This window comes from Shewanella sp. SR1, from assembly GCF_020447145.1.
GTDB classification, from domain to species: Bacteria; Pseudomonadota; Gammaproteobacteria; order Enterobacterales; family Shewanellaceae; genus Shewanella; species Shewanella baltica.
The window spans coordinates 33,712-55,637 of sequence record NZ_JAJAEF010000028.1 but is presented as its reverse complement, the minus strand read 5'-3'; the positions used below and the strand labels follow the sequence as shown (position 1 = coordinate 55,637).

The 21,926-nt window shown below is 46.1% G+C and carries 21 protein-coding genes; 17 read left to right on the top strand and 4 right to left on the bottom strand.

Features of this window, described 5'->3' with window-relative positions; all coding sequences use genetic code 11:
* The first annotated feature begins 27 nt into the window (after positions 1-27).
* The 4 genes from argB (at position 28) to argH (ending at position 4,504) form a co-directional block, all read left to right on the top strand.
* Entirely contained in the window at positions 28-810 is a 783-nt protein-coding gene (gene argB, locus KV201_RS19425; protein ID WP_011848138.1) for an acetylglutamate kinase, read from the top strand.
* A gap of 12 nt (positions 811-822) precedes the next feature.
* Positions 823-1,728, top strand: a complete 906-nt coding sequence (locus KV201_RS19420) for an ornithine carbamoyltransferase (protein ID WP_012197753.1) — start codon at positions 823-825, stop codon at positions 1,726-1,728.
* Positions 1,729-1,788: 60 nt separating this feature from the next.
* Positions 1,789-3,027 (top strand): argininosuccinate synthase, encoded by a 1,239-nt coding sequence (locus KV201_RS19415; protein WP_006083550.1) that lies wholly within the window; start codon positions 1,789-1,791, stop codon positions 3,025-3,027.
* Positions 3,028-3,136: 109 nt separating this feature from the next.
* Complete coding sequence (gene argH / locus KV201_RS19410) at positions 3,137-4,504, top strand: argininosuccinate lyase (RefSeq protein ID WP_226060268.1); 1,368 nt, start codon at positions 3,137-3,139, stop codon at positions 4,502-4,504.
* Between the two features lie 100 nt (positions 4,505-4,604).
* Here the strand turns inward: argH and KV201_RS19405 are convergent, their stop codons facing one another.
* A complete protein-coding gene (locus KV201_RS19405; RefSeq protein ID WP_226060266.1) occupies positions 4,605-7,139 on the bottom strand; it encodes a penicillin-binding protein 1A in 2,535 nt (844 codons plus the stop codon).
* Between the two features lie 188 nt (positions 7,140-7,327).
* Between KV201_RS19405 and KV201_RS19400 the strand changes: the two genes are divergently transcribed.
* The 9 genes from KV201_RS19400 to KV201_RS19360 all read left to right on the top strand — a co-directional run bounded on the left by KV201_RS19400 (position 7,328) and on the right by KV201_RS19360 (position 16,348).
* Positions 7,328-8,407: a pilus assembly protein PilM gene (locus KV201_RS19400; protein ID WP_226060265.1), complete on the top strand. Its 1,080-nt coding sequence runs from the start codon at positions 7,328-7,330 to the stop codon at positions 8,405-8,407.
* Positions 8,395-8,979 carry a PilN domain-containing protein gene (locus tag KV201_RS19395; RefSeq protein ID WP_226060263.1) on the top strand — a complete coding sequence of 195 codons (585 nt, stop codon included), beginning with the start codon at positions 8,395-8,397 and terminating at the stop codon, positions 8,977-8,979. The genes KV201_RS19400 and KV201_RS19395 overlap by 13 nt, the downstream gene beginning before the upstream one ends.
* Complete coding sequence (locus KV201_RS19390; RefSeq protein ID WP_226060262.1) at positions 8,976-9,599, top strand: type 4a pilus biogenesis protein PilO; 624 nt, start codon at positions 8,976-8,978, stop codon at positions 9,597-9,599. The genes KV201_RS19395 and KV201_RS19390 overlap by 4 nt, the downstream gene beginning before the upstream one ends.
* The gene (locus KV201_RS19385; RefSeq protein WP_226060261.1) at positions 9,599-10,114 is read left to right on the top strand and encodes a pilus assembly protein PilP; all 516 of its coding nucleotides are present in this window, start codon (positions 9,599-9,601) and stop codon (positions 10,112-10,114) included. Before KV201_RS19390 ends, KV201_RS19385 begins: the two co-directional genes overlap by 1 nt.
* A gap of 21 nt (positions 10,115-10,135) precedes the next feature.
* Positions 10,136-12,187 (top strand): type IV pilus secretin PilQ, encoded by a 2,052-nt coding sequence (locus tag KV201_RS19380; RefSeq protein ID WP_226060260.1) that lies wholly within the window; start codon positions 10,136-10,138, stop codon positions 12,185-12,187.
* Positions 12,188-12,403: 216 nt separating this feature from the next.
* Positions 12,404-12,919 (top strand): shikimate kinase AroK, encoded by a 516-nt coding sequence (gene aroK, locus KV201_RS19375; protein WP_006083542.1) that lies wholly within the window; start codon positions 12,404-12,406, stop codon positions 12,917-12,919.
* A 9-nt stretch (positions 12,920-12,928) separates the two neighbouring features.
* A complete protein-coding gene (gene aroB, locus KV201_RS19370) occupies positions 12,929-14,005 on the top strand; it encodes a 3-dehydroquinate synthase (RefSeq protein ID WP_226060258.1) in 1,077 nt (358 codons plus the stop codon).
* 18 nt (positions 14,006-14,023) lie between these two features.
* Positions 14,024-15,460, top strand: coding sequence for an AAA family ATPase (locus tag KV201_RS19365; protein WP_226060257.1), 1,437 nt, complete (start codon positions 14,024-14,026; stop codon positions 15,458-15,460).
* Positions 15,461-15,508: 48 nt separating this feature from the next.
* Positions 15,509-16,348, top strand: a complete 840-nt coding sequence (locus KV201_RS19360) for a Dam family site-specific DNA-(adenine-N6)-methyltransferase (RefSeq protein WP_012588791.1) — start codon at positions 15,509-15,511, stop codon at positions 16,346-16,348.
* A gap of 18 nt (positions 16,349-16,366) precedes the next feature.
* Here KV201_RS19360 and KV201_RS19355 read toward each other — a convergent pair whose 3' ends face one another.
* Together KV201_RS19355 and KV201_RS19350 are read right to left on the bottom strand one after the other, a co-directional pair.
* Positions 16,367-16,552, bottom strand: coding sequence for a DUF2970 domain-containing protein (locus KV201_RS19355; protein ID WP_006083538.1), 186 nt, complete (start codon positions 16,550-16,552; stop codon positions 16,367-16,369).
* The gene (locus KV201_RS19350) at positions 16,552-16,917 is read right to left on the bottom strand and encodes a hypothetical protein (protein WP_226060255.1); all 366 of its coding nucleotides are present in this window, start codon (positions 16,915-16,917) and stop codon (positions 16,552-16,554) included. Before KV201_RS19350 ends, KV201_RS19355 begins: the two co-directional genes overlap by 1 nt.
* A 556-nt stretch (positions 16,918-17,473) precedes the next feature.
* On the opposite strand from KV201_RS19350, the gene rpe reads away from it, so the two are divergent.
* The 3 genes from rpe (at position 17,474) to trpS (ending at position 19,897) form a co-directional block, all read left to right on the top strand.
* Positions 17,474-18,148, top strand: coding sequence for a ribulose-phosphate 3-epimerase (gene rpe, locus KV201_RS19345; protein WP_006084504.1), 675 nt, complete (start codon positions 17,474-17,476; stop codon positions 18,146-18,148).
* 2 nt (positions 18,149-18,150) lie between these two features.
* The gene (locus KV201_RS19340; RefSeq protein WP_226060253.1) at positions 18,151-18,828 is read left to right on the top strand and encodes a phosphoglycolate phosphatase; all 678 of its coding nucleotides are present in this window, start codon (positions 18,151-18,153) and stop codon (positions 18,826-18,828) included.
* Positions 18,829-18,898: 70 nt separating this feature from the next.
* The gene (gene trpS, locus KV201_RS19335) at positions 18,899-19,897 is read left to right on the top strand and encodes a tryptophan--tRNA ligase (RefSeq protein WP_006083534.1); all 999 of its coding nucleotides are present in this window, start codon (positions 18,899-18,901) and stop codon (positions 19,895-19,897) included.
* A 63-nt stretch (positions 19,898-19,960) separates the two neighbouring features.
* Here the strand turns inward: trpS and KV201_RS19330 are convergent, their stop codons facing one another.
* Entirely contained in the window at positions 19,961-20,833 is an 873-nt protein-coding gene (locus KV201_RS19330; RefSeq protein WP_226060251.1) for a LysR substrate-binding domain-containing protein, read from the bottom strand.
* A 120-nt stretch (positions 20,834-20,953) separates the two neighbouring features.
* On the opposite strand from KV201_RS19330, the gene KV201_RS19325 reads away from it, so the two are divergent.
* Positions 20,954-21,838, top strand: a complete 885-nt coding sequence (locus KV201_RS19325) for a DMT family transporter (RefSeq protein WP_226060250.1) — start codon at positions 20,954-20,956, stop codon at positions 21,836-21,838.
* Positions 21,839-21,926: the final 88 nt, after the last annotated feature.

Here is a 21,926-nt window from a genome sequence, read left to right as displayed (position 1 = left end):
TCATCCTTATTTAAGAGAGTCGTCAAGATGTCTACAAACAACTCAGTATTAGTTCTTAAAGTGGGCGGCGCGCTGCTGCAGTGTGAAATGGGGATGGCGCGGTTAATGGATACGGCTGCGGCTATGTTAGCCAATGGTCAGCAAGTGTTGATGGTGCATGGCGGCGGCTGTTTAGTGGATGAACAGTTAGCGGCAAACGGCATGGAAACCGTCAAGTTAGAAGGTTTACGGGTGACTCCTCCTGAGCAAATGCCGATTATTGCCGGCGCACTTGCGGGCACTTCGAACAAGATCCTCCAAGGCGCAGCGACTAAAGCAGGGATTGTGAGTGTGGGCATGAGCCTCGCCGATGGCAATACTGTATCGGCAAAGATTAAAGATGAACGTTTAGGCCTAGTGGGTGAAGTGACACCAAAAGATGGCGCTTATCTTAAGTTTATCCTCGCCCAAGGTTGGATGCCGATTTGTAGCTCTATCGCCATGATGGACGATGGCCAAATGCTTAACGTCAATGCTGACCAAGCTGCGACGGCCTTAGCCAAATTAGTGGGCGGCAAGTTAGTGCTGCTGTCGGATGTGTCTGGTGTACTCGATGGTAAAGGCCAGCTCATTCACAGTTTAAATGGCAAGCAGATTGCAGACCTTGTTAAACAAGGTGTTATCGAAAAGGGAATGAAGGTCAAAGTTGAAGCTGCGCTCGAAGTTGCACAGTGGATGGGGCAGGCGGTTCAAGTTGCCTCGTGGCGTGATGCAAGCCAATTAATCGCATTAGCAAAAGGTGAAGCCGTAGGAACACAAATCCAACCATAAGTGGAGTAGGTTATGAAGCATTTACTATCGATAAAAGAGTTAACCCAGCAGCAGTTACTCGATCTGATTGCCTTGGCAAAAACGATCAAAGCCAATCCGGCTGAGTACCGCCACGCGCTGGATGGCAAGAGTGTGGTGATGTTATTTGAAAAGCCCTCGCTCAGAACACGCGTTAGCTTTGATATTGGTATTAATAAGCTTGGTGGCCACTGTTTATACCTAGACCAACAAAATGGTGCGCTAGGTCAACGGGAATCGGTTGCTGACTTTGCTGCTAACCTGTCTTGCTGGGCCGATGCGATTGTGGCGAGAACCTATTCGCACACCACCATTGAGCAATTAGCCGAGTGTGGCACAGTGCCCGTGATTAATGCCTTGTCGGATCTTTATCATCCTTGCCAAGCATTAGCCGACTTTTTAACACTGGCCGAGCAGTTTGAGGATGTCAGCAAAGCCAAATTAGCTTATGTTGGTGATGGTAATAATGTCACTAACTCGCTGATGTACTGTGCGGCTATTCTCGGTGCTACCATGACAGTGATCTGCCCAGCGGGTCACTTTCCTGATGGCTACGTAGTGGCAGAAGTGCAAGAGCTTGCTAAGCGATATGGCGGTAAGCTGGTACTGACTTCAGATATCGATGCGATTGAAGGTCACGATGCGATTTATACCGATACTTGGATTTCAATGGGCGATCCAACGCCGCTGGCGGATATCAAAGCGAAGTTTGCGCCATACCAAGTAAACAAAGCCTTGATGATGAAAGCGGGCGCTAACTTCTTTATGCATTGTTTGCCCGCCCACCGTGGTGTAGAAGTAACAGATGAAGTGATGGACGGTGCAGGCTCCTTAATTCTGCAACAAGCCGAAAATCGGATGCATGCCCAAAATGCGGTACTGGTAACCTTATTTAGTTAAATTAACCCTGTTTAGCAGCCTGTTTTCTCCTAGGTGAGAAACGAGTCATAGGAATTTAAGATGTCTATCGAGATAAAAAATACTGGCGTGAAAAAAGTGGTTTTAGCCTATTCAGGTGGTCTAGATACCTCGGCCATTATTCCTTGGTTAAAAGAAAACTACGATAACTGTGAAATCATCGCATTCTGCGCCGACGTTGGCCAAGGCGAAGAAGAGCTGGTTGGCTTGACTGAAAAAGCCTTAGCTTCGGGTGCGTCTGAATGTCATATCGTCGACCTGAAAGAAGAATTCGTTAAAGAATATATCTACCCAACGATTGCGAGCGGGGCGATTTACGAAGGCACTTATTTACTCGGTACGTCAATGGCGCGTCCTATCATTGCCAAAGCACAGGTTGAAGTGGCCCGTAAAGTGGGCGCCGATGCTCTGTGCCACGGTTGTACCGGTAAAGGTAACGACCAAGTGCGTTTCGAAGGTTGTTTCGCTGCATTAGCGCCTGATTTAAAAGTGATTGCACCATGGCGTGAATGGACCATGCAGAGCCGTGAAGATCTACTGGCCTATTTAGCCGAACGTGACATTAAGACGTCAGCGTCAGCGACTAAAATCTATAGCCGTGATGCTAATGCTTTCCATATTTCCCATGAAGGTGGTGAGTTAGAAGATCCATGGAACGAGCCAAGCAAAGGTGTGTGGACTCTGACCGCCGATCCTGAAGATGCACCGAACAAGCCTGAATATGTGTCGCTAGAAGTAGAACATGGCCGTATCACGAAAGTGAATGGTGAAGCGCTAACGCCTTATGCTGCACTGATGACATTGAACGCGATTGCTGCGCCACACGGTGTGGGTCGTATCGACATCACAGAAAACCGTTTAGTGGGCATGAAGTCTCGTGGCTGTTACGAAACACCCGGCGGCACCGTGATGTTCGCTGCGCTGCGTGCGATTGAAGAACTTGTACTCGACAAAACCAGCCGTAACTGGCGTGAGCAAGTTGCCGCACAAATGGCGCATTTAGTGTATGACGGCCGTTGGTTCACGCCACTTTGTAAGTCACTGCTGGCAGCATCTGAGTCACTGGCAGAATCAGTTAACGGTGAAGTCGTGGTTAAACTCTACAAAGGCCAAGCAACGGCAGTGAAGAAACGTTCACCTAACAGCTTGTACTCCGAAGCGTTTGCCACCTTTGGTGAAGATCAAGTGTACGATCAAAAACATGCAGAAGGCTTTATCCGCCTGTACTCATTAGCGAGCCGCATCCGCGCCCTCAACGCTAATGACGTTAAGTCTAAGTAATAGGTCGTTTAAAAGGGCGCCTAGCGCCCTTTTTTGTTTCTAGGTTTTGATCAAGTTTTTTGATTCAGATGAGTCGATTTCAAATCAGCAGTGAGTAAGGGGAGTTAGCATGGCTTTATGGGGTGGAAGATTTCAGGGCGAAACGAGCGCGCTATTCAAATTATTCAACGATTCGCTACCCGTGGATTATCGCCTGTTCGAACAGGATGTGGTCGGTTCTATCGCTTGGGCTGATGCGATTGCTAGTGTGGGTATTATCACGGCCACTGAATGCAGCGACTTGAAAAAAGCGCTCAATGACTTGCTGGTGGAAGTGAATGGCGATCCAGCGATTATTCTCGCTTCGGGCGCTGAAGATATTCACAGTTTCGTTGAGTCGGCCTTGATTGCCAAAGTGGGCGATCTCGGTAAGAAATTGCACACCGGCCGGAGCCGTAACGATCAAGTCGCCACCGATTTAAAGCTTTGGTGTCAATCCGAAGGGGCTATATTACTGGCGCGCCTTCAAAGCTTACATGCTGAATTGCTGGCGTTGGCTGAACGTGAATTTGATGCGGTAATGCCTGGTTACACTCACTTACAACGCGCACAACCTGTGACATTTGGTCACTGGTGTTTAGCGTATGTGGAAATGTATGAGCGTGATATCAGCCGTTTAGCCGATGCGTTAACCCGTGCTAATACCTGTCCATTAGGTTCAGGTGCCCTTGCTGGCACAGCCTATAAAATGGATCGACATGCACTGGCTGCCGCGCTGAATTTTGCCGCACCGACGCTCAATAGTTTAGACAGTGTGTCAGACAGAGATCACGTAGTAGAGCTTTGTTCTACAGCATCGATCAGCATGATGCATTTAAGCCGTATGGCCGAAGATTTGATTTTCTTTAACTCGGGCGAAGCCAACTTTATCTCTCTGAGTGATGAAGTGACCTCGGGTTCATCCCTGATGCCACAGAAGAAAAATCCTGATGCATTAGAGCTTATCCGTGGTAAAACGGGTCGGGTTTATGGCAGTTTAGTGGGTATTCTCACCACCATGAAAGCGCTGCCTTTGGCGTATAACAAAGATATGCAGGAAGATAAAGAAGGCCTGTTTGACGTAGTTGATAGCTGGGCAATTTGCCTCGATATGGCGGCGTTAGTGTTATCGGGTTTGAAAGTTAATCGTCCTAATGCGCTGTTAGCTGCGCAGCAAGGTTATGCCAACTCTACTGAGTTAGCTGATTATCTAGTTTCTAAGGGTATGCCTTTCCGTGAGGCGCACCACGTTGTGGGTGAAGTGGTGGTTGCCGCGATAGCGAAGCAAATTCCGCTGGAGGAATTCTCCTTGGCCGAGTTAAAAACCTTTGCCGCCATCATTGAAGATGACGTTTATCCTAACCTCACCATTGAAGCCTGTTTAGCGAAACGCGATGTGCTTGGTGGTACTGCTCTGCCGCAAATTCAGCAGGCGATCGCGGCTAAAAAAGCCCGCTAAGGCAAGTTGTTCAAATCAACAAGCCAATAAAAAACGCGACTTTAAGTCGCGTTTTTTATTGGGTCATTATCCGTATGGGCAATGACTTTCTATGCGTTGTTTATTGGAATAGATCGTCAGTTGGCGCATCGATGAAGATGTTGTTCTCATCCTGAGTTTCGCTGATGTATTCCTTCGGCTCAGTGCCCGAGATGAAGTATTCGAACGCGCTGGTATAGTCGGTTTTGCGCGTAAGTTTACCCGTTGCTAAATCGATCCGTACCGAGACAATACCTTCTGGTGGAATCGATGTGGTTTCAGGTGTGCCTTGTAAGACACTGTTCATAAACTCGTTCCAACCCGGACCTGCCGTTTTCGCGCCAGCTTCGGCGCCGGTTATCTGATCTTTCTCTGCGCTGGCATTCCATGCGGTTCTGCCCAGTTGTCGACCGTGATCGTCGAAACCGACCCAGAACGTACTGGTGAGCACAGGGCTAAATCCACTGAACCACGTATCGCGAGATTCGTTGGTTGTACCTGTTTTACCCGCAATATCATGGCGTTTAATCAATCTTGCTGCACGCCAAGCCGTACCTTGCCAACCAGTGCCGTGACTCCAATCACCGCCACCCCAGATCACGCTCTTTAACGCCTCGGTGATGAGGAATGCAGTTTGCTCTGAAATGATCTGTGGCGCAAAGCGACCCGTTTGCTCGAAACACTGGGCAACAGGTGCACTCGGTTCAGCACTAGAGTCTCCACTAACACTGAACGCTATAGGATCGCTCGGTGTAACTGGTTGGCTAAGACTTTGGCTAGGCTTACAGGCCAATGTTGGATTCGCTTTTTCAATCACATTACCGTAGGCATCTTCGACGCGATCGATATAGAAAGGTTCGAGTAAGAAACCACCGTTAGCAAACACGTTAAATGCCGTGACCACTTGTAATGGCGTTACTGAAGACGAACCTAATGCAATCGACTCGTTACGCGGTAAGTCATTAGGGTCGAAACCAAATTTTATCAATTCAGCAATGGTGGCATCAAGTCCGACATGGCGCATTGCACGCACAGACATCACGTTGATTGATTGCGCTAAGCCCACACGTAAACGGGTTGGGCCGCCATAGATATCAGGCGAGTTTTTAGGGCGCCATGCGGTGCCTTGGCTGATATCGGGTTTATTGATCGGTGCATTGTTGATGAGGGTCGCTAAGGTAAAGCCTTTCTCTAATGCGCCAGCATAGATGAAAGGTTTGATGTTCGAACCTAATTGGCGTTTTGCTTGAGTGACGCGGTTGTATTGGCTTTGGCTAAAGCTATATCCGCCGACTAAAGAACGAATCGCACCATTTTGTGGGTCGAGTGACACAGTCGCGCTGGCAACTTCTGGTACTTGCGATAACTGCAAATATTGGCCGTTATCACGGATCCAAATACGCTCACCAACCTTGAGCATGTCAGAAGCTGATTTAGGTACACTGCCTTGACGCTTATCGGTAATAAATTTACGCGCCCACTTCAAACCATCCCAAGTAATGACTTTTGTCTCGCCTTTGGCGGTCATGACACTGGCTTGTTGATCTGCCACGCTGATGACTGCTGCGGGGTGCAGTTCTTGAATCGAAGCCACCTTGGCGAGTTCAGCTTTGATTTGGGCTTGATCTGGTTTTTCATCTGTCCACAGAACGGCGGCAGGACCACGGTAGCCATGACGCTCATCATAGGCATAAACGTTATTACGTAATGCTTGCTGAGCTTTCAGCTGTATATCCGATGAAATGGTTGTGTAGACGTTGTAGCCATTGGTATAAGCTTCTTCTTCGCCGTACTTTTGCACCATATAATCTCGTGCCATTTCAGAAATATACGGCGCATAGAGATCAATTTCGGCGCCGTGGTATTTAGCGACCAGCGGTTCTTGTAGTGCGGCTTGGTATTCGGCTTGGCTGATGTAACCTACTTCATTCATCCGCATGAGGACGAGATTACGGCGAGCGACGGCACGAGAAGGTGAGGTTACAGGGTTGAGTGTCGAAGGCGCTTTAGGTAAGCCTGCGATCATGCTCATTTCTGAGAGCGTAAGATCTTTTACATCTTTACCGAAATAAACTTGTGCAGCGGCACCGACACCATAGGCGCGTTGGCCTAAGTAAATGCGGTTCACATAGAGTTCTAAAATCTCGTCTTTGGTGAGTAATTCTTCAATGTGATAGGAGATAAAAATCTCCTTCACTTTACGAATAATCGTTTTATCGCGGGTTAAGAAGAAGTTACGCGCAACCTGCATGGTAATGGTACTGGCACCTTGCTTTTTCTCACCTGTGGTCAACATCACTAATGCGGCGCGAAGTACGCCAACGGGATCTATACCGCCATGCTCGTAAAAACGCGCATCTTCAGTTGCGATAAACGCCTGAAGTAGGGGTTTTGGTACTTCGTCTAACTTCAATGGAATGCGACGTTTCTCACCAAATTGTGAAATAAGTTTGCCGTCACTGCTGTAGATGCGTAAAGGTGTTTGAAGTTGCACATTTTTTAGTGTTGAAACATCCGGCAAATCCGGCAAAACATAAAAGTATGCTGCCACAATGGCGCCTACTCCCAAAAGGGCTAGACTGAATAGTGCTATAACAATACGTTTTAACCACTTCACCAAAATTTATCCTAATGTTCCGTTAAGTGCGACAGTATATAAGGCGTACACCTCTTGGTGAAGTAAAAACGTGAGAAGCCTAAAATAGCGTTTGTAAAATGATGAAACATTCTATACAAGTAAGTATAACAAGTTGATTTTGTGCTAATCTCTTTTACTGAAATATAAATAAAAAAGTGACAATGGATATGCTTTCAAATTTATGGAAGCGTCAGGCTCCGCAGATGGTGGGAATTGACATCGGTTCCCATGAAGTTAAGGCCATTTTGTTGAGCAAGACTGCTGATGGATACAAGATATTGAGTCATGCGGCGGTACCCATTAAAAAGGGGGCCGTTAACGATCATGATATTCGTGATGCTGATGCCGTTGTCGAATGCCTTAGGCAAATAAAACGTACTTTACCTAAATCGGTTAGATATGCGGCGGTGTGTGTTTCAGGCTCTGCTGTCATGACCAAAGTGATCTACATGGACGCCTCACTGAGCGAGGAAGAAATGGAGGCGCAGATAGAAATTGAAGCCGACAACCTTATTCCGTATTCACTCGATGAAGTCAGCATAGATTTTGAAACCCTCAGCGTAAATAGTACAGATCCTACCAAGGTAGATGTGTTGTTGAGCGCATGCCGTACCGACAATATTGATGTCAGAGTCGATGCGCTCGATAGTGTTGAGCTTGAGGCTAGAGTGGTGGATGTTGAAGGTTACGCTTTAGGTCGCGCCGCCGAATTGATTCTGGCACAGCTGCCAGAAGGCGCGAAACATAAGGCCATCGCTATGGTCGATATCGGCGCGAATATGACCACTTTCTCTGTTGTTGAAGCGGGTGAGACGACCTTTATTCGCGAGCAAGCCTTCGGTGGTGAGCAATTTACTCAGTCAATATTATCTTTCTATGGCATGTCCTACGATCAAGCAGAGAAAGCAAAGATTGAAGGCGACCTACCACGAAATTATATGTTTGAAGTCTTATCACCTTTCCAAACTCAGCTATTACAACAAATAAAACGTACGCTGCAAATCTATTGTACTTCGAGCGGTAAAGATAAAGTCGACTATCTCGTATTATGTGGTGGGACATCTAAATTAGAAGGTATGGTTAATTTACTGACGAATGAATTGGGTGTTCACACTATCATCGCTGATCCTTTTCAAGGGTGTTTGCATGCCGATGAGTCGGTTAAAAGTGCGCTGCAACCTACAATCAGCAAATATATGATTGCTTGTGGCTTAGCGTTGAGGAGTTACGGTCAATGGCGAACATAAACCTACTCCCTTGGCGAGAAGAGGCGAGAGAAAAACAAAAGCGCGATTATATAAGTATCTTAGCTGCAGTTTTTTTAGCGTCAGCGATCTTAGTCTATGTGGCTGTATCTTTGTTGGGCGTGATGACCGACGAGCAAAAAGCGCGCAATGCCTATTTGCAGTCGGAAATTAGCTTACTTGAAACACAAATAGCTGAGATTAAGAAAATTACCGAGCGTAAGAAAGACATTGAGCGTCGCACCGAAATTATTCTGAATTTACAACAATCCCGTAATTTACCTACTCATGTGTTAGATGAGCTAGTGCGAATAGTGCCCCCTGGAATATACCTTTCTAGCTTAGAGAAAAAGGGCAGTTTGTTGCTGATAGAAGGGCGTAGCGAATCAAATAATAACGTTGCCAATATGATGCGTAAGGTAAAAACCTCTGAATGGCTAACCGATCCGAATATGCAATCGATCGTGACCCAAAATGAAGAATTACGGCAATTACAGCGATTCAGTTTAAGGGTCACGATTAAAGGCGCGAATGTGGGTGAGCCTGAGAAAATGACAAAAGGAGCGAGTAAATGAAACTCGATCTAAGTCAATTCAATGATATCGATTTTGAAAATATTGGTGGCTGGCCCAACCAAGTTAAAACCTTTTTTGCGATCCTATTAGCACTTTGTGTTTTTGCTGCGGGTTATTTTTTGGTCGTTTCAGATTCGGTCGATACCTATACAGCAGAGCAAGATAAGGAAGTACAACTTAGAGATGACTTTAAAAATAAGTATCAACTTGCAGCAAATTTAAAACTCTATCGTGAGCAGTTAGCAACGATGGAAGTGCAATTTGCCGAGTTACTGAAGATGCTACCCTCTGAGAATGAAATGCCTGGTTTGCTAGACGATTTAACCTTCGTAGCGACCGATGCAGGACTTCGAATAAAGAGCTTAGATTGGGAGCCGGAAATTCAGCGGGATTTCTATATTGAGTTCCCCATCAAAATGTCCGTGACGGGCGATTATCATCAACTAGGTAATATGGTGAGTGGTGTCGCAAAACTGCCGCGTATTGTCAGCCTTCATGATTTTACGATTAAGCGCGATGATGCAGGCAACTTAGCAATGGACATTTTAGCCAAGACCTATCGCTTTAAAGAAGGGGCTGAATTACCGCCTGAAAAGCCTGCTAAGAAGGGCAAGAAATAATGAAATTCTTACCTCTAGTGGTTATGTGTATTTTTTTAACGGGTTGCGTTGGCGATCGCAGTGATTTAGAGCTATTTGTTACTACAACCAAAGCGCAACATGTTGCTCATATCCCGCCCTTGAAAGAGCCGCCGAGATTTGAGCACTTCGCCTATCAAGCTGAGTTAATGCGTAGCCCTTTTGTACCTCCTTCGCGTGAATTAACGGAAGAGGTTGTCGATACCAGCAAAGATTGTTTACAACCGGATTTAAAGCGTCGAAAAGGGCGGTTAGAAACTTATCCTTTAGATAATTTAAAAATGCGCGGCACCTTAAGTGAAGCTGATACGACTTGGGCGTTAGTTGAAACAAATGACGGCAGTGTGTATCGGATGGGAACGGGTGAGTATTTAGGCCTGTTTAATGGACGCATTTCTAAAGTGACTTCACAAAATGTCGAAGTAGTAGAATTAATTCCAGATGGTTCTGGTTGTTGGTCTGAAAGGACAAGCAATTTAGAACTTTCTGGAGAATAACGAGCGAAGGATGAGGAAATAATGAAATCTTCTGCCGCGATAAAAGTCCCGTTAATTTCTTCAGGCTTAATCAAGTCTGTTATAGGGATCGCACTGATATTTGGAATTTTGCCATCGAGTTTTGCGGCAAATCGATTAATGGATGTTAAATACCACGCCTTGGTTGACCATCAATTGGAGCTAGAGCTGGTCTTTGAAGATGCGGTCACTCCGCCTGCAATAGACTCAAATGCCTCGCCCGCAGAGCTAGTGCTGACCTTCGATAACAGTATCTCAGGTTTATCTAAGGATCGTTTACCTATTAATCAGGTTGGGGTGGCAGACATCACCACTGAGCAGCAAGATACTCGTCTTAAAGTCATATTAGGTATGTCCAAAGTGAAACCTTACCAAGGTTCAGTAATGGGGAATTCATATCGACTCACTATCAACGATGAAGTGGCGGGCACTCAAGCCCAAGCTGAAAACCCTTTCGTTAATAGCATTAAAAATATCGATTTCCGTCGTAATGATAATGGTGGCGGTGAATTATTAGTCTATTTAAATAATCGCTCGGTTGCGGCTAATGTCGAGCAAGTGGGCGCTAAGCTCGAAGTGAAGCTATATAACACAGATATTAATAACGATCTTCTGTATGTTATGGATGTGAAAGATTTCTCAACGCCAGTAAAAAGCTTCGAGACCTTTAAAGAAGACTTAACAACGCGCATATTAGTTGATATCGCGGGTGAGTATGAATTTACTTACAAGCAAGAAGATAACCTCTTTAGGCTCTCAATGAATAAAGTCGAGAGGGCCGCCGCCAAGAAAGACGTTAAAAAATACAATGGCCGGACTTTGTCGCTTAACTTCCAAAATATCCCTGTACGAACTGTGCTGCAGATCATCGCCGACTATAACAACTTTAACTTAGTCACCAGCGATACTGTGGAAGGCAATATCACCTTAAGATTGGACGATGTGCCTTGGGATCAAGCTTTAGAGTTAATTTTGCAAACCAAAGGATTAGATAAGCGTATCGAAGGCAATATCTTAATGGTGGCGCCGAGCGAAGAACTGGCAATTCGTGAAAGCCAGAACCTCAAAAACAAACAAGAGGTTAAAGAGTTAGCACCGCTCTATTCTGAGTACTTGCAAATTAACTATGCTAAAGCGGTCGATATTGCTGAGTTATTGAAAAGCGCGGATTCAAGCTTACTTTCACCACGCGGTTCAGTCGCGGTCGATGAACGTACTAACACAGTGTTAGTGAAAGATACGGCTGAAACGATTGAGAACATTCACCGTTTAGTCGAAGTTCTCGATATCCCCATCCGCCAAGTGTTGATCGAGTCACGCATGGTGACAGTGAAAGATGATGTCTCCGAAGACTTAGGTATTCGTTGGGGCGTCACAGATCAGCAGGGTAGCAAGGGAACCTCAGGCACATTAGAAGGTGCACAGAGTATTGCCAACGGGATAATTCCTACTGCCGATCAGCGTTTGAATGTTAACTTGCCCTCGGCGGCCACCAATCCAGCGAGTATTGCCTTCCATGTCGCCAAATTGGCTGACGGTACCATTCTTGATTTGGAATTAAGTGCGTTAGAGCAAGAAAATAAAGGTGAAATCATCGCTAGCCCTCGTATTACCACCTCTAACCAAAAGGCGGCTTATATTGAGCAAGGTGTCGAGATCCCTTATGTGCAGTCGACTTCTAGTGGTGCAACGTCAGTCACGTTTAAGAAGGCGGTGTTGTCTCTACGGGTTACACCACAAATTACGCCTGATAACCGAGTCATTTTAGATTTAGAAATCACTCAAGATTCTCAGGGTAAAACCGTTGATACTCCAACGGGTCCCGCAGTTGCCATCGATACTCAACGCATCGGCACCCAAGTGCTCGTTAATAACGGCGAAACCATAGTGCTTGGCGGTATTTATCAGCAAAATCTGATCAGCCGTGTGAGTAAAGTACCAATTCTAGGTGACATTCCTCTGGTAGGTTTCCTGTTTAGGAACACAACAGACAAAAATGAGCGTCAAGAGCTACTTATTTTCGTCACCCCCAAAATAGTCGGTGAGAAGATCTAAGCACTTGCTATGTATCGACTAAAGCCAGCAGTGATTGCTGGCTTTATTATTACTGTTATACAATTCTTTGCATAAATAGCGCACATGGCTTGCCATAGTAGACCCTAAGCTGAGATAATCCTCGGTCAAGTCTCATAAGAGCAAGGTAACATATAGGTCGGCTTGATTTTGAGTCGATATAGGCATACTTTTCAATAAGATTCAGACGTACAAGAAATGGCTGAAAAACGTAATATTTTTCTGGTAGGCCCTATGGGCGCAGGTAAAAGCACAATTGGTCGCCATCTGGCGCAAATGCTGCATTTAGAATTCCACGATTCAGATCAAGAGATTGAGCAACGCACAGGCGCTGATATTGCTTGGGTGTTTGACGTCGAAGGTGAAGAAGGCTTCCGTCGTCGTGAAGCTCAGGTTATTGCTGATTTGTCTGAAAAACAAGGTATCGTCCTTGCCACCGGTGGTGGTTCAGTACAAAGCAAAGATATCCGTAATCATCTGTCTGCTCGTGGCATTGTGGTTTATCTGGAAACCACTATCGACAAACAGGTCGCTCGTACTCAAAGAGACAAGCGACGCCCATTATTGCAAGTGGATGATCCTCGAGAAGTGTTGGAGAATCTTGCAGAGATCCGTAATCCATTGTACGAAGAAATTGCCGATGTGATTGTCAAAACCGATGATCAAAGCGCAAAGATTGTCGCCAATCAGATCATTGAGCAATTAGGTTTTTAGGCAGAATTTATGAAGCAAATTCAGGTTGATTTAGGTGTACGTAGTTATCCCATTTACATTGGCCAGAATTTGATGAGTGATGGCGAGACCTTGTCTCGCTACCTGCTTAAAAAACGTATTCTTATCGTCACCAATGAAACTGTCGCGCCTTTGTATCTTAAACAGATACAAGAGACGATGGCTTCGTTTGGTGAGGTAGAGAGTGTTATCCTCCCCGATGGCGAACAATTCAAAGACTTAGCGCATCTAGATACTATTTTTACTGCATTGCTGCAGCAAAACTATGGTCGAGATTCTGTGCTGGTGGCTTTGGGTGGCGGCGTAATTGGTGACATGACGGGCTTTGCCGCGGCATGTTATCAACGTGGGATCGATTTTATTCAAATTCCGACAACCCTATTGTCGCAGGTGGATTCTTCCGTCGGCGGTAAAACGGCTGTTAACCATCCTCTTGGTAAAAACATGATTGGGGCCTTTTATCAGCCACAAATCGTGCTTATCGATACCTTATGTTTACATGCGCTTCCAGCGCGCGAGTTTGCGGCGGGAATGGCGGAAGTCATCAAGTATGGCATCATGTGGGATGCTGATTTTTTTCAATGGCTTGAAGATAATGTAACGGCACTAAAAACCTTAGATGCCCAAGCATTGGTTTATGCTATCTCCCGTTGCTGTGAGATTAAGGCCGATGTGGTTAGCCAAGACGAAACTGAGCAGGGTGTACGTGCTTTATTGAATCTAGGTCATACCTTTGGTCATGCGATTGAAGCCGAAATGGGCTACGGTAATTGGTTGCATGGTGAAGCCGTGTCAGCTGGCACAGTCCTTGCTGCTCAAACAGCTAAGGCACTGGGGCTTATCGATGAGTCAATAGTTTGTCGTATCATACAGTTACTACAAGCTTTTGATCTTCCAGTGAGTGCGCCGGAATCTATGGATTTCGACAGTTTCATTCAACATATGCGACGCGATAAAAAAGTTTTAGGCGGTCAGATTCGACTGGTGCTCCCAACGGCTATAGGCCGCGCGGATGTGTTTAGTCAAGTCACTGAATCTACCCTCGAACAGGTTATTCGCTGCGCATAAACACTGTGTGGTGGGCGAGTGACGTTTCAAGGTTCTGTCTTGCTTCCTTCTCAGGAAGCCCTCATACAAAGAATGCATCATGTTGCCAGTTATAGCGATCAGCTACTGGTGCTTTCTGGCATCAGCGGTTCAGGCAAAACCACCTTAGTGACCGGATTAGCGACCGATTTTGACGAGTCAAATGCGGCATTTGTGATTTGTCCTATGCATGCCGATAACGCTGAGATCCGCCGTAAAATTCTGGTCCAGTTAATTTCATCCCCGATTTTTGACGACGATATTCCCCTCGCCGATACCCTGTTGCGGCTTGCTAGCACGCAAACTAAACCCTTACATATCATTATCGATGATGCGCATTTATTGCCTAAGGCTTTGTGGGCTGAGTGCATTATTCTCAATCAAATTCAGTGTGCGGGTAAGAATATTGCCGTCACACTCACGGTTCCACCGGCATTTTTAGCAGATCTACTTCCACAATTACCGGAGCAGTTACGGCGGCAGATATTGCCTATCAGTATTGAGCCGTTAACCATGCCTGAGCGTGAGGCCTTGTATCAAACGTTACTAAGATACAGCGATCAAAATCCTTTTACCCCAAGGGAAATTGTGCGCAGTCAGCTTGAGAAACAAACCGGTACGCCGCAGGAAGTGGTTAATCTATTAGATAAAGCCTTGCATAGCGCGCCGGAGAAGACATCTTCCTTGGTGAAATATAAAGCTGTGATGGTGACTGCTGTGAGTATGTTACTCACCTTAGGCATTTGGCTTGGCGTTACTCAGCCTTTTTCTGAGGAGCAAGCCTTAGAGGTTGCGACTTATCCTGCGATAGATTCACCCGTCTTTTTGTCCTATGGGCAAAAAATCTTAGCCCCCTATTTTGCTCTGCGCGCTGATCAACTAAAGTTTGCCGCCGTACCCGTGACAGTTAACGAAATAGAAACATCCAAAGCCAAAACAGAACCGGCTGTCGATCCATTAAGTGAATTCCATGGTGAGGCACCACATCCTGAGCCTGATGATGCAGCCTTAGTGATCGTTGGTGAAGTCAGTAGCAAGTCTTTTGGTGGTGATGAGCCAACTGTGGATGCAGAGCCTCAAGCTAAAACGGTAGATGTTCAGTCCCCAGCGCCAGAGGTGGCAAAGGTTGATAAAACAGTTTTGGAACCGCAAAAGCCGCTCAAAGGTTACACAATACAGATTGCCAGTGTTGCTCAGTTGGACACCCTGCGTGCAACATTAAAGAGTATTGAGCATCTTGAGGGCGTTCGCGTTGCACAACATAAGCAGCGTTGGGTTGTCCTCGTTGGTAACTACGGTAGTAGCAAGTCAGCTTCGAATGCGGCGGCACAATTGGTTAAAGAGTATCGTTTCGAGCAGCCTTGGGTAAGAAAGTGGGCGGATTTAAAAGATTATCAACTAGAAGAAAGTCTGCCAAATCGTGAAATTTCAGAATAAACAGAGTACAATCATGGCCTTTATTTTTGTCGGCATTCATCAAGTTAAATGATAAAAAAACACAGAGCCTTCCTTAAGTGGGCTGGCGGTAAATTTAAATTGGTGGATGATTTGGCCAGTTATTTACCCACAGGAGACCGTTTGGTCGAGCCATTCGTGGGTGCAGGATCCGTTTTCTTAAATACGGATTATCCTAGCTACCTGCTCTGTGACATTAATCAGGACTTGATTGAGTTATACCAGATTGTGAAGCATCAACCAGAAGCTTACATTGCCGCGGCTAAGGCAATGTTTGTTGATGAGATGAATCAAAAAGACGCTTACTATCAGGTGCGGACCGACTTTAATAAATGTCGCGACCCTTTCCAACGTTCCGTGTATTTCCTCTATCTAAACCGTCATGGTTTTAATGGCTTATGCCGTTATAACCGTAAAGGCGGCTTCAATGTGCCCTTTGGTTCCTATAAAAAGCCGTATTTCCCCGAAAAGGAAATCTGGGCCTTTTCTGAAAAAGCGCAACGTGCCGAGTTTAAATGCATAGGCTACGAAAAAGCCTTTGAGCAGACACGTAGCGGCGATGTGGTTTACTGCGATCCTCCTTATGCTCCATTATCTACCACATCCAGTTTCACTACGTATGTCGGTGCGGGCTTTAGTCTAGACGACCAAGCGCTGCTGGCCCGTCATTCGCGCCATACAGCACTAGAACGTGGTATTCCTGTGTTGATCAGTAATCACGATATTCCATTGACTCGCGAGTTATACCGCGGCGCTCACTTAGCGAAAATCCAAGTGCAACGTAACATTAGCCAAAATGGTAGTGGTCGTAACAAAGTGGATGAGTTGATGGCGTTATATGATGAAAATTACGATCCAAAGGATGACTAGGTTCGACATAGCTTAGGTTTAGCTGAGCACTTGTCCTACGAGAAACATCAGGCTTGCCACTAAGATGACTGCCAACACGATTCCCATTGCGATATAAGGTAATGGTGAGCTAGTTTGGAAATCTTTTTTTCGATTGTCGTCAGTTTGTACCCCGAAAAAGGCGGCGACTGTGCTGTGGAATACTTGCCAGATACGGCTAAGCATTAATAGGCTAGATGCGACGTAGTGGGTTTGAGATCATCCATAGGCTTATCTTGATGACCGTGTAATAGCTCAAGCAAATCGACAAAGTGGAACTGACTCGAACGGTTTTTACCTGTGAGCCACGTTTTCCAGCTTAGGGTTTGTGCTTGATCGGCGCAGCGATTATTGGGATGACTACTAGGTAAAGCACTATTGTAACGAGTGTCACTGCTACAAGCGCAAGAAGCTGTTTCGGTATTTTCCGTAAGTTTTTCAAAGCCAAAGGCTAACGTGGCCACAACAACTGCAGTGAATGCCAACATCATAGATGACTTAAATGTCACCGACCTAACATAGTGTGAAAACAAACTAAACCGCCCCTTCATAACGCTTCCTTTGAAATGAACCAGCATTGCGCCTCGAGTATAACAAACTCGCCTAGTTTATGAACAAAAATTTATCAATTGCCGCCAAAATGCGCGCAAATGTTAGCAAATTTCATATTATACCAATCACATTAAATATCTAATCAGTTCAGAGCCTCACAGGCATCTCAATCCAAGGCGCATTGACGCAGAAATGGTTATTCCCTTTTAAGTCAATGCAACACGGGAGTGGGATGCCTGTGAGGCGCCCGAAGGGCGGCTGATGTTAACGGCATGGCAACGCGCTTTATACTTCGTTCAAGGCTTTAGACAGAGCACCACTATGCCTTCAAGCCTTCGCCTTGTCTAAATCGCGTTGAACTCCCGCTGAATGAACAGATATTTAATACGATTGGTATTATCTAGACCCCTATTGACTACGATAGTTGCAGAATGTGTTGCTTTGCTGACTGCTACATCGCGTATCAATTGCCAGAAATGTGGCTTTAGCTATAGAGGCTTAGCTTAGCTCAGGGTAAAATAAGGCACTTTTTATCCAAATAGCAGCGAGTGTTTTATGCGTCCATTCTTGATTGCTCCATCGATTTTATCTGCCGATTTTGCCCGTTTGGGCGATGATGTAAAAGCCGTGTTAGATGCGGGGACCGACGTAGTGCATTTTGATGTGATGGATAATCACTATGTTCCTAACTTAACGATTGGCCCCATGGTGTGCCAAGCGCTGCGTAACTACGGTATTACCGCCGATATTGATGTGCATTTGATGGTCAAGCCAGTTGACCGCATCGTGCCTGATTTTGCTAAAGCGGGTGCGTCTATTATTACTTTCCATCCAGAAGCTTCAGAACACGTCGATCGCACACTCCAGTTGATCAAAGAGTGTGGCTGTAAAGCGGGTCTCGTGTTTAACCCTGCCACACCACTGCATTATCTCGACCATGTGATGGATAAGCTGGATGTGATTCTATTGATGTCGGTGAACCCTGGTTTTGGCGGTCAATCTTTTATCCCATCGACCTTAGATAAGCTGCGTCAAGTGCGTGCGCGTATCGATGCCAGCGGTTTTGATATTCGCTTAGAAGTGGATGGCGGCGTTAAGGTCGACAATATTGCCGAAATCGCGGCCGCCGGTGCCGACATGTTTGTTGCGGGTTCTGCCATTTTCGGCAAGCCAGATTACAAAACCGTTGTTGATGAGATGCGTGCCGAACTTGCTAAAGTTGGGGCATAGGTATGTGGGATAAGATTAAAGCGATAGCGTTTGATCTTGATGGCACGCTGATCGACAGTGTGCCTGACCTAACCGTTGCCACGCAGGAAGCCTTAGCCGAGTTAAGTTTGAAGAGCTGCTCTGAGGCCCAAGTGCGTACTTGGGTCGGTAATGGCGCAGAGATGTTGATGCGCCGCGCCATGACCCATGCCTTGGGATCGGATGTTGAGCAAACTGCGCTTGATGCGGCCATGCCGATTTTTATGCATCACTATCAAGAGAATCTTGAAAAGCACAGTGCGCTGTATAGCGACGTGCATCAAGTACTGCAAACCTTGTTCGATGCAGGTTTTAAGCTCGCCGTTGTGACCAATAAACCCTATCGTTTTACCTTGCCATTACTCAATGCCTTTGGGATTAATGACTTTTTCAGCTTAGTGTTAGGTGGCGACACTCTCGCTAAAATGAAGCCCGATCCTTTGCCGCTACAGCACTTATTACATGAGTGGCAATTGGATAAAGAGGCGTTATTGATGGTCGGCGACTCTAAAAACGACATTTTAGCGGCGAAAGCGGCTGGGATAGCGTCAATCGGCTTGACCTACGGCTACAACTACGGTGAAGATATTGGGCTCAGTGGCCCAGATGCCGTATGTGAGCAATTTAGTGAGATTTTGAACTGGGTAAAACCTACCAAGTAATGCGTGTTTACCCGTTCTTTAGTCGATTTTTTATAGTCTTTTTATATATAGATAGTGGAGCAATGACGTAATGACCAAACCCATAGTACTCAGCGGTGCACAGCCGTCCGGCGAATTAACCATAGGTAACTACATGGGTGCATTGCGTCAATGGGTTGCGATGCAAGATAGCCACGACTGCCTCTATTGTGTGGTCGACTTGCATGCCATTACCGTGCGTCAAGATCCTAAAGCGTTGCGCGAAGCCTGTTTAGACACCTTAGCCCTGTATTTGGCCTGTGGCGTCGATCCTAAAAAGAGCACAGTGTTTATCCAGTCACAAGTGCCACAACACACGCAATTGGGTTGGGCATTAAACTGCTACACCCAAATGGGCGAGTTGAGTCGTATGACGCAGTTTAAAGATAAGTCACAAAAGCACGCTAACAACATCAACGTGGGTCTGTTTGGTTACCCAGTGCTGATGGCGGCGGATATTCTGATTTATCAAGCGAACGAAATCCCAGTTGGTCAAGATCAGAAGCAACACCTTGAGTTAACTCGTGATATCGCGACTCGCTTCAACAATGCCTACGGTGATACTTTCACCATTCCTGAGCCGTTTATTCCTGAGCATGGCGCTAAAGTGATGTCGTTGCAGGAGCCGTTGAAGAAGATGTCTAAGTCAGACGAGAACCGTAATAACGTCATCGGCCTGCTAGAAGATCCAAAAGCCGTGCTGAAAAAGCTGAAAAAAGCCATGACAGACAGTGATGAGCCGCCAGTCGTGCGTTTTGACATGGACAATAAGCCAGGCGTTTCTAACCTGCTGAGTCTCATGTCGGGTGTGACGGGACAAAGCATTGCAAGCCTAGAAGCCGAGTTTGAAGGCAAGATGTATGGCCATTTGAAAGGTGCAGCAGGCGAAGCGGTTGTGAGCATGTTAGAGCCGCTGCAAGAGCGTTACCGCGCGATTCGTGCCGACCGTGCTTACTTAGACCAAGTGATGAAAGCTGGCGCTGAAAGTGCGCAGGCGCGCGCTGAAGTGACTCTGAAAAAAGTGTACGAGAAGATTGGTTTGTTAGTGTAATCAATCGATATCGATAAATTAAGCCGACGTCAGCGTCGGCTTTTTTGTGTCTGTCTGTTCACCTTAGGCCTGTGATTTTAGCCAAGAGGAGAAGGCGGCAATCGCAGGTTCTGATAAACGGCGTTGCTTACAAAAGAAAGTAAATTCAAATCCGGTATGCACATCGGGAAGATTCAAGGCGACTAAACGCCCTGTGGTGATATCGCCAGCCACCATAAAGTCCGGCGCTAGGGCTAAGCCTTGACCAGTAATCGCCGCCTCAATCGCCATCACAATATGACTAAACACATGCTGTTGTTCGTTATCAAGTGGGATTTGGTGCGCCGATGACCACTTGTGCCAGTCGAGTCCGAGTGGGCCTTCATCGACAACCAGTAGGGCTTGTTGCTGGAAATTGCCCAGGCTAATGTCGCGCCATTTAAGATAGAAATTTGGGCTGCATACTGGGATTAACCGCTCTTTATGGAGTAACTGTTGCCAGTATCCGCGTTGATTCAGTTTACCGGCGATAAAGATATCCGCCGTACTAGTGCTGAGATCAGGATCTTGGGTGATCATCTCGAGGCGGATTTTCACGCTCGGATATTGGCGGCGAAAATCGGTGAGTCTGGGGATCAACCATTTTACCGAGAAGGAACTGTAAACTGCTAAGCACAGCTGCTGATTGGGCGTGTCGCGAACCTTCAAATTAAGATCACTTAACTCGTTGAATATCCGCTCTAACTCTAGAAATAGTCCGTGTCCTTTTGGGGTTAACTGCAGTTTACGCCCCTGACGGTCGAACAGTTGCTCGCCAAAATACTCTTCTAATACCCGCACTTGGTGAGAAACCGCACTTTGGGTGATGCACAGTTCATCGGCCGCCTTAGAAAAATGCTGTTGTCTGGCGGCGGCTTCGAACACTTGCAGAGCGCGTAATGGTGGGAGCTTTCTCATTATTTTCAATATCTAAAGGCTTTAGTATGAATCTAATTCATCTAGCATGAGAAAGCATCATTTCAGCTTAAGTTTTGCGAGGATTATCATGCCGCCATTGAGATTTATGGATGTTAAAAAATGCAACGCCCAGTTGTTATCGGTTTGATTTTATTGATAGTAGGTAATCTATTCAGTGCCTTCTATGATGTGTCGATCAAGTGGTTGCCGGACGATGCAAATGCCTCGACTTTCCTCCTTGTCAGGCAAATCTCCTCAGTCTTTATGCTGTTGCCAGTGTGGCTGTATTCACAGCGGCCAATGACAACACATATTTCAGTTCACCTTTGGCGTGCCAACATAGGCTCAGTTGGCGCGCTTTTTTTAATTATTGGCTTGATGGCATTGCCACTCGCGACGGTTAGCTCGTTGTTTTATTCGGCGCCTTTGATGATCATCTTGATGGGGTATTTTTTCCTGAGAGAGCGGATCACAGCCGCCCAGACCATCTGCACAGGCTTAGGTTTTGTCGGTATTTTGATTATCCTGCGACCGAGTGAAATGAATTGGTATGGCATTGCTGTGCTATTTTCGGCTTTTACCTTTGCGGTGAATCAGTTAGCGCTGAAAAAAGTGCCCTATGCTGAACATCCCGTATTAACGCTGATGTTGTATAACTTGCTGGGTATTCCGGCGACGTTAGTGATTGCGGCGTTTCAGGGCATTGAAGGTTTGAGTTGGGAGCTGGTGGGCGTGGCATTGCTGAGCAACGTATTCTTACTTGTATATCACTGGTTCTGTGTGCTGGCCTACCGTAAAGCACAGGCGAGCGATATCGCGATTGCAGAATATAGTGGCTTGTTATTTATCGTCTTTTTAGGCTGGTTGTTGTTTGATGAATGGTTGGATAATTTAAGCTGGCTTGGCGCCGCTTTGATTGTGTTGCCTTCGTTGTTTTTACCTTGGCTAGGGTCGTTGTTATCAAAATCGACACCTAAGATAGCGGATACGCTAGCGGGGAAATAATGGTGAGCGTTTAAGCCTAAGTGTACGAGTTGACTCGCGACTTAGGCTTAACTTCCACTACGCTCAAATTACAACCTGCTCAAATTGT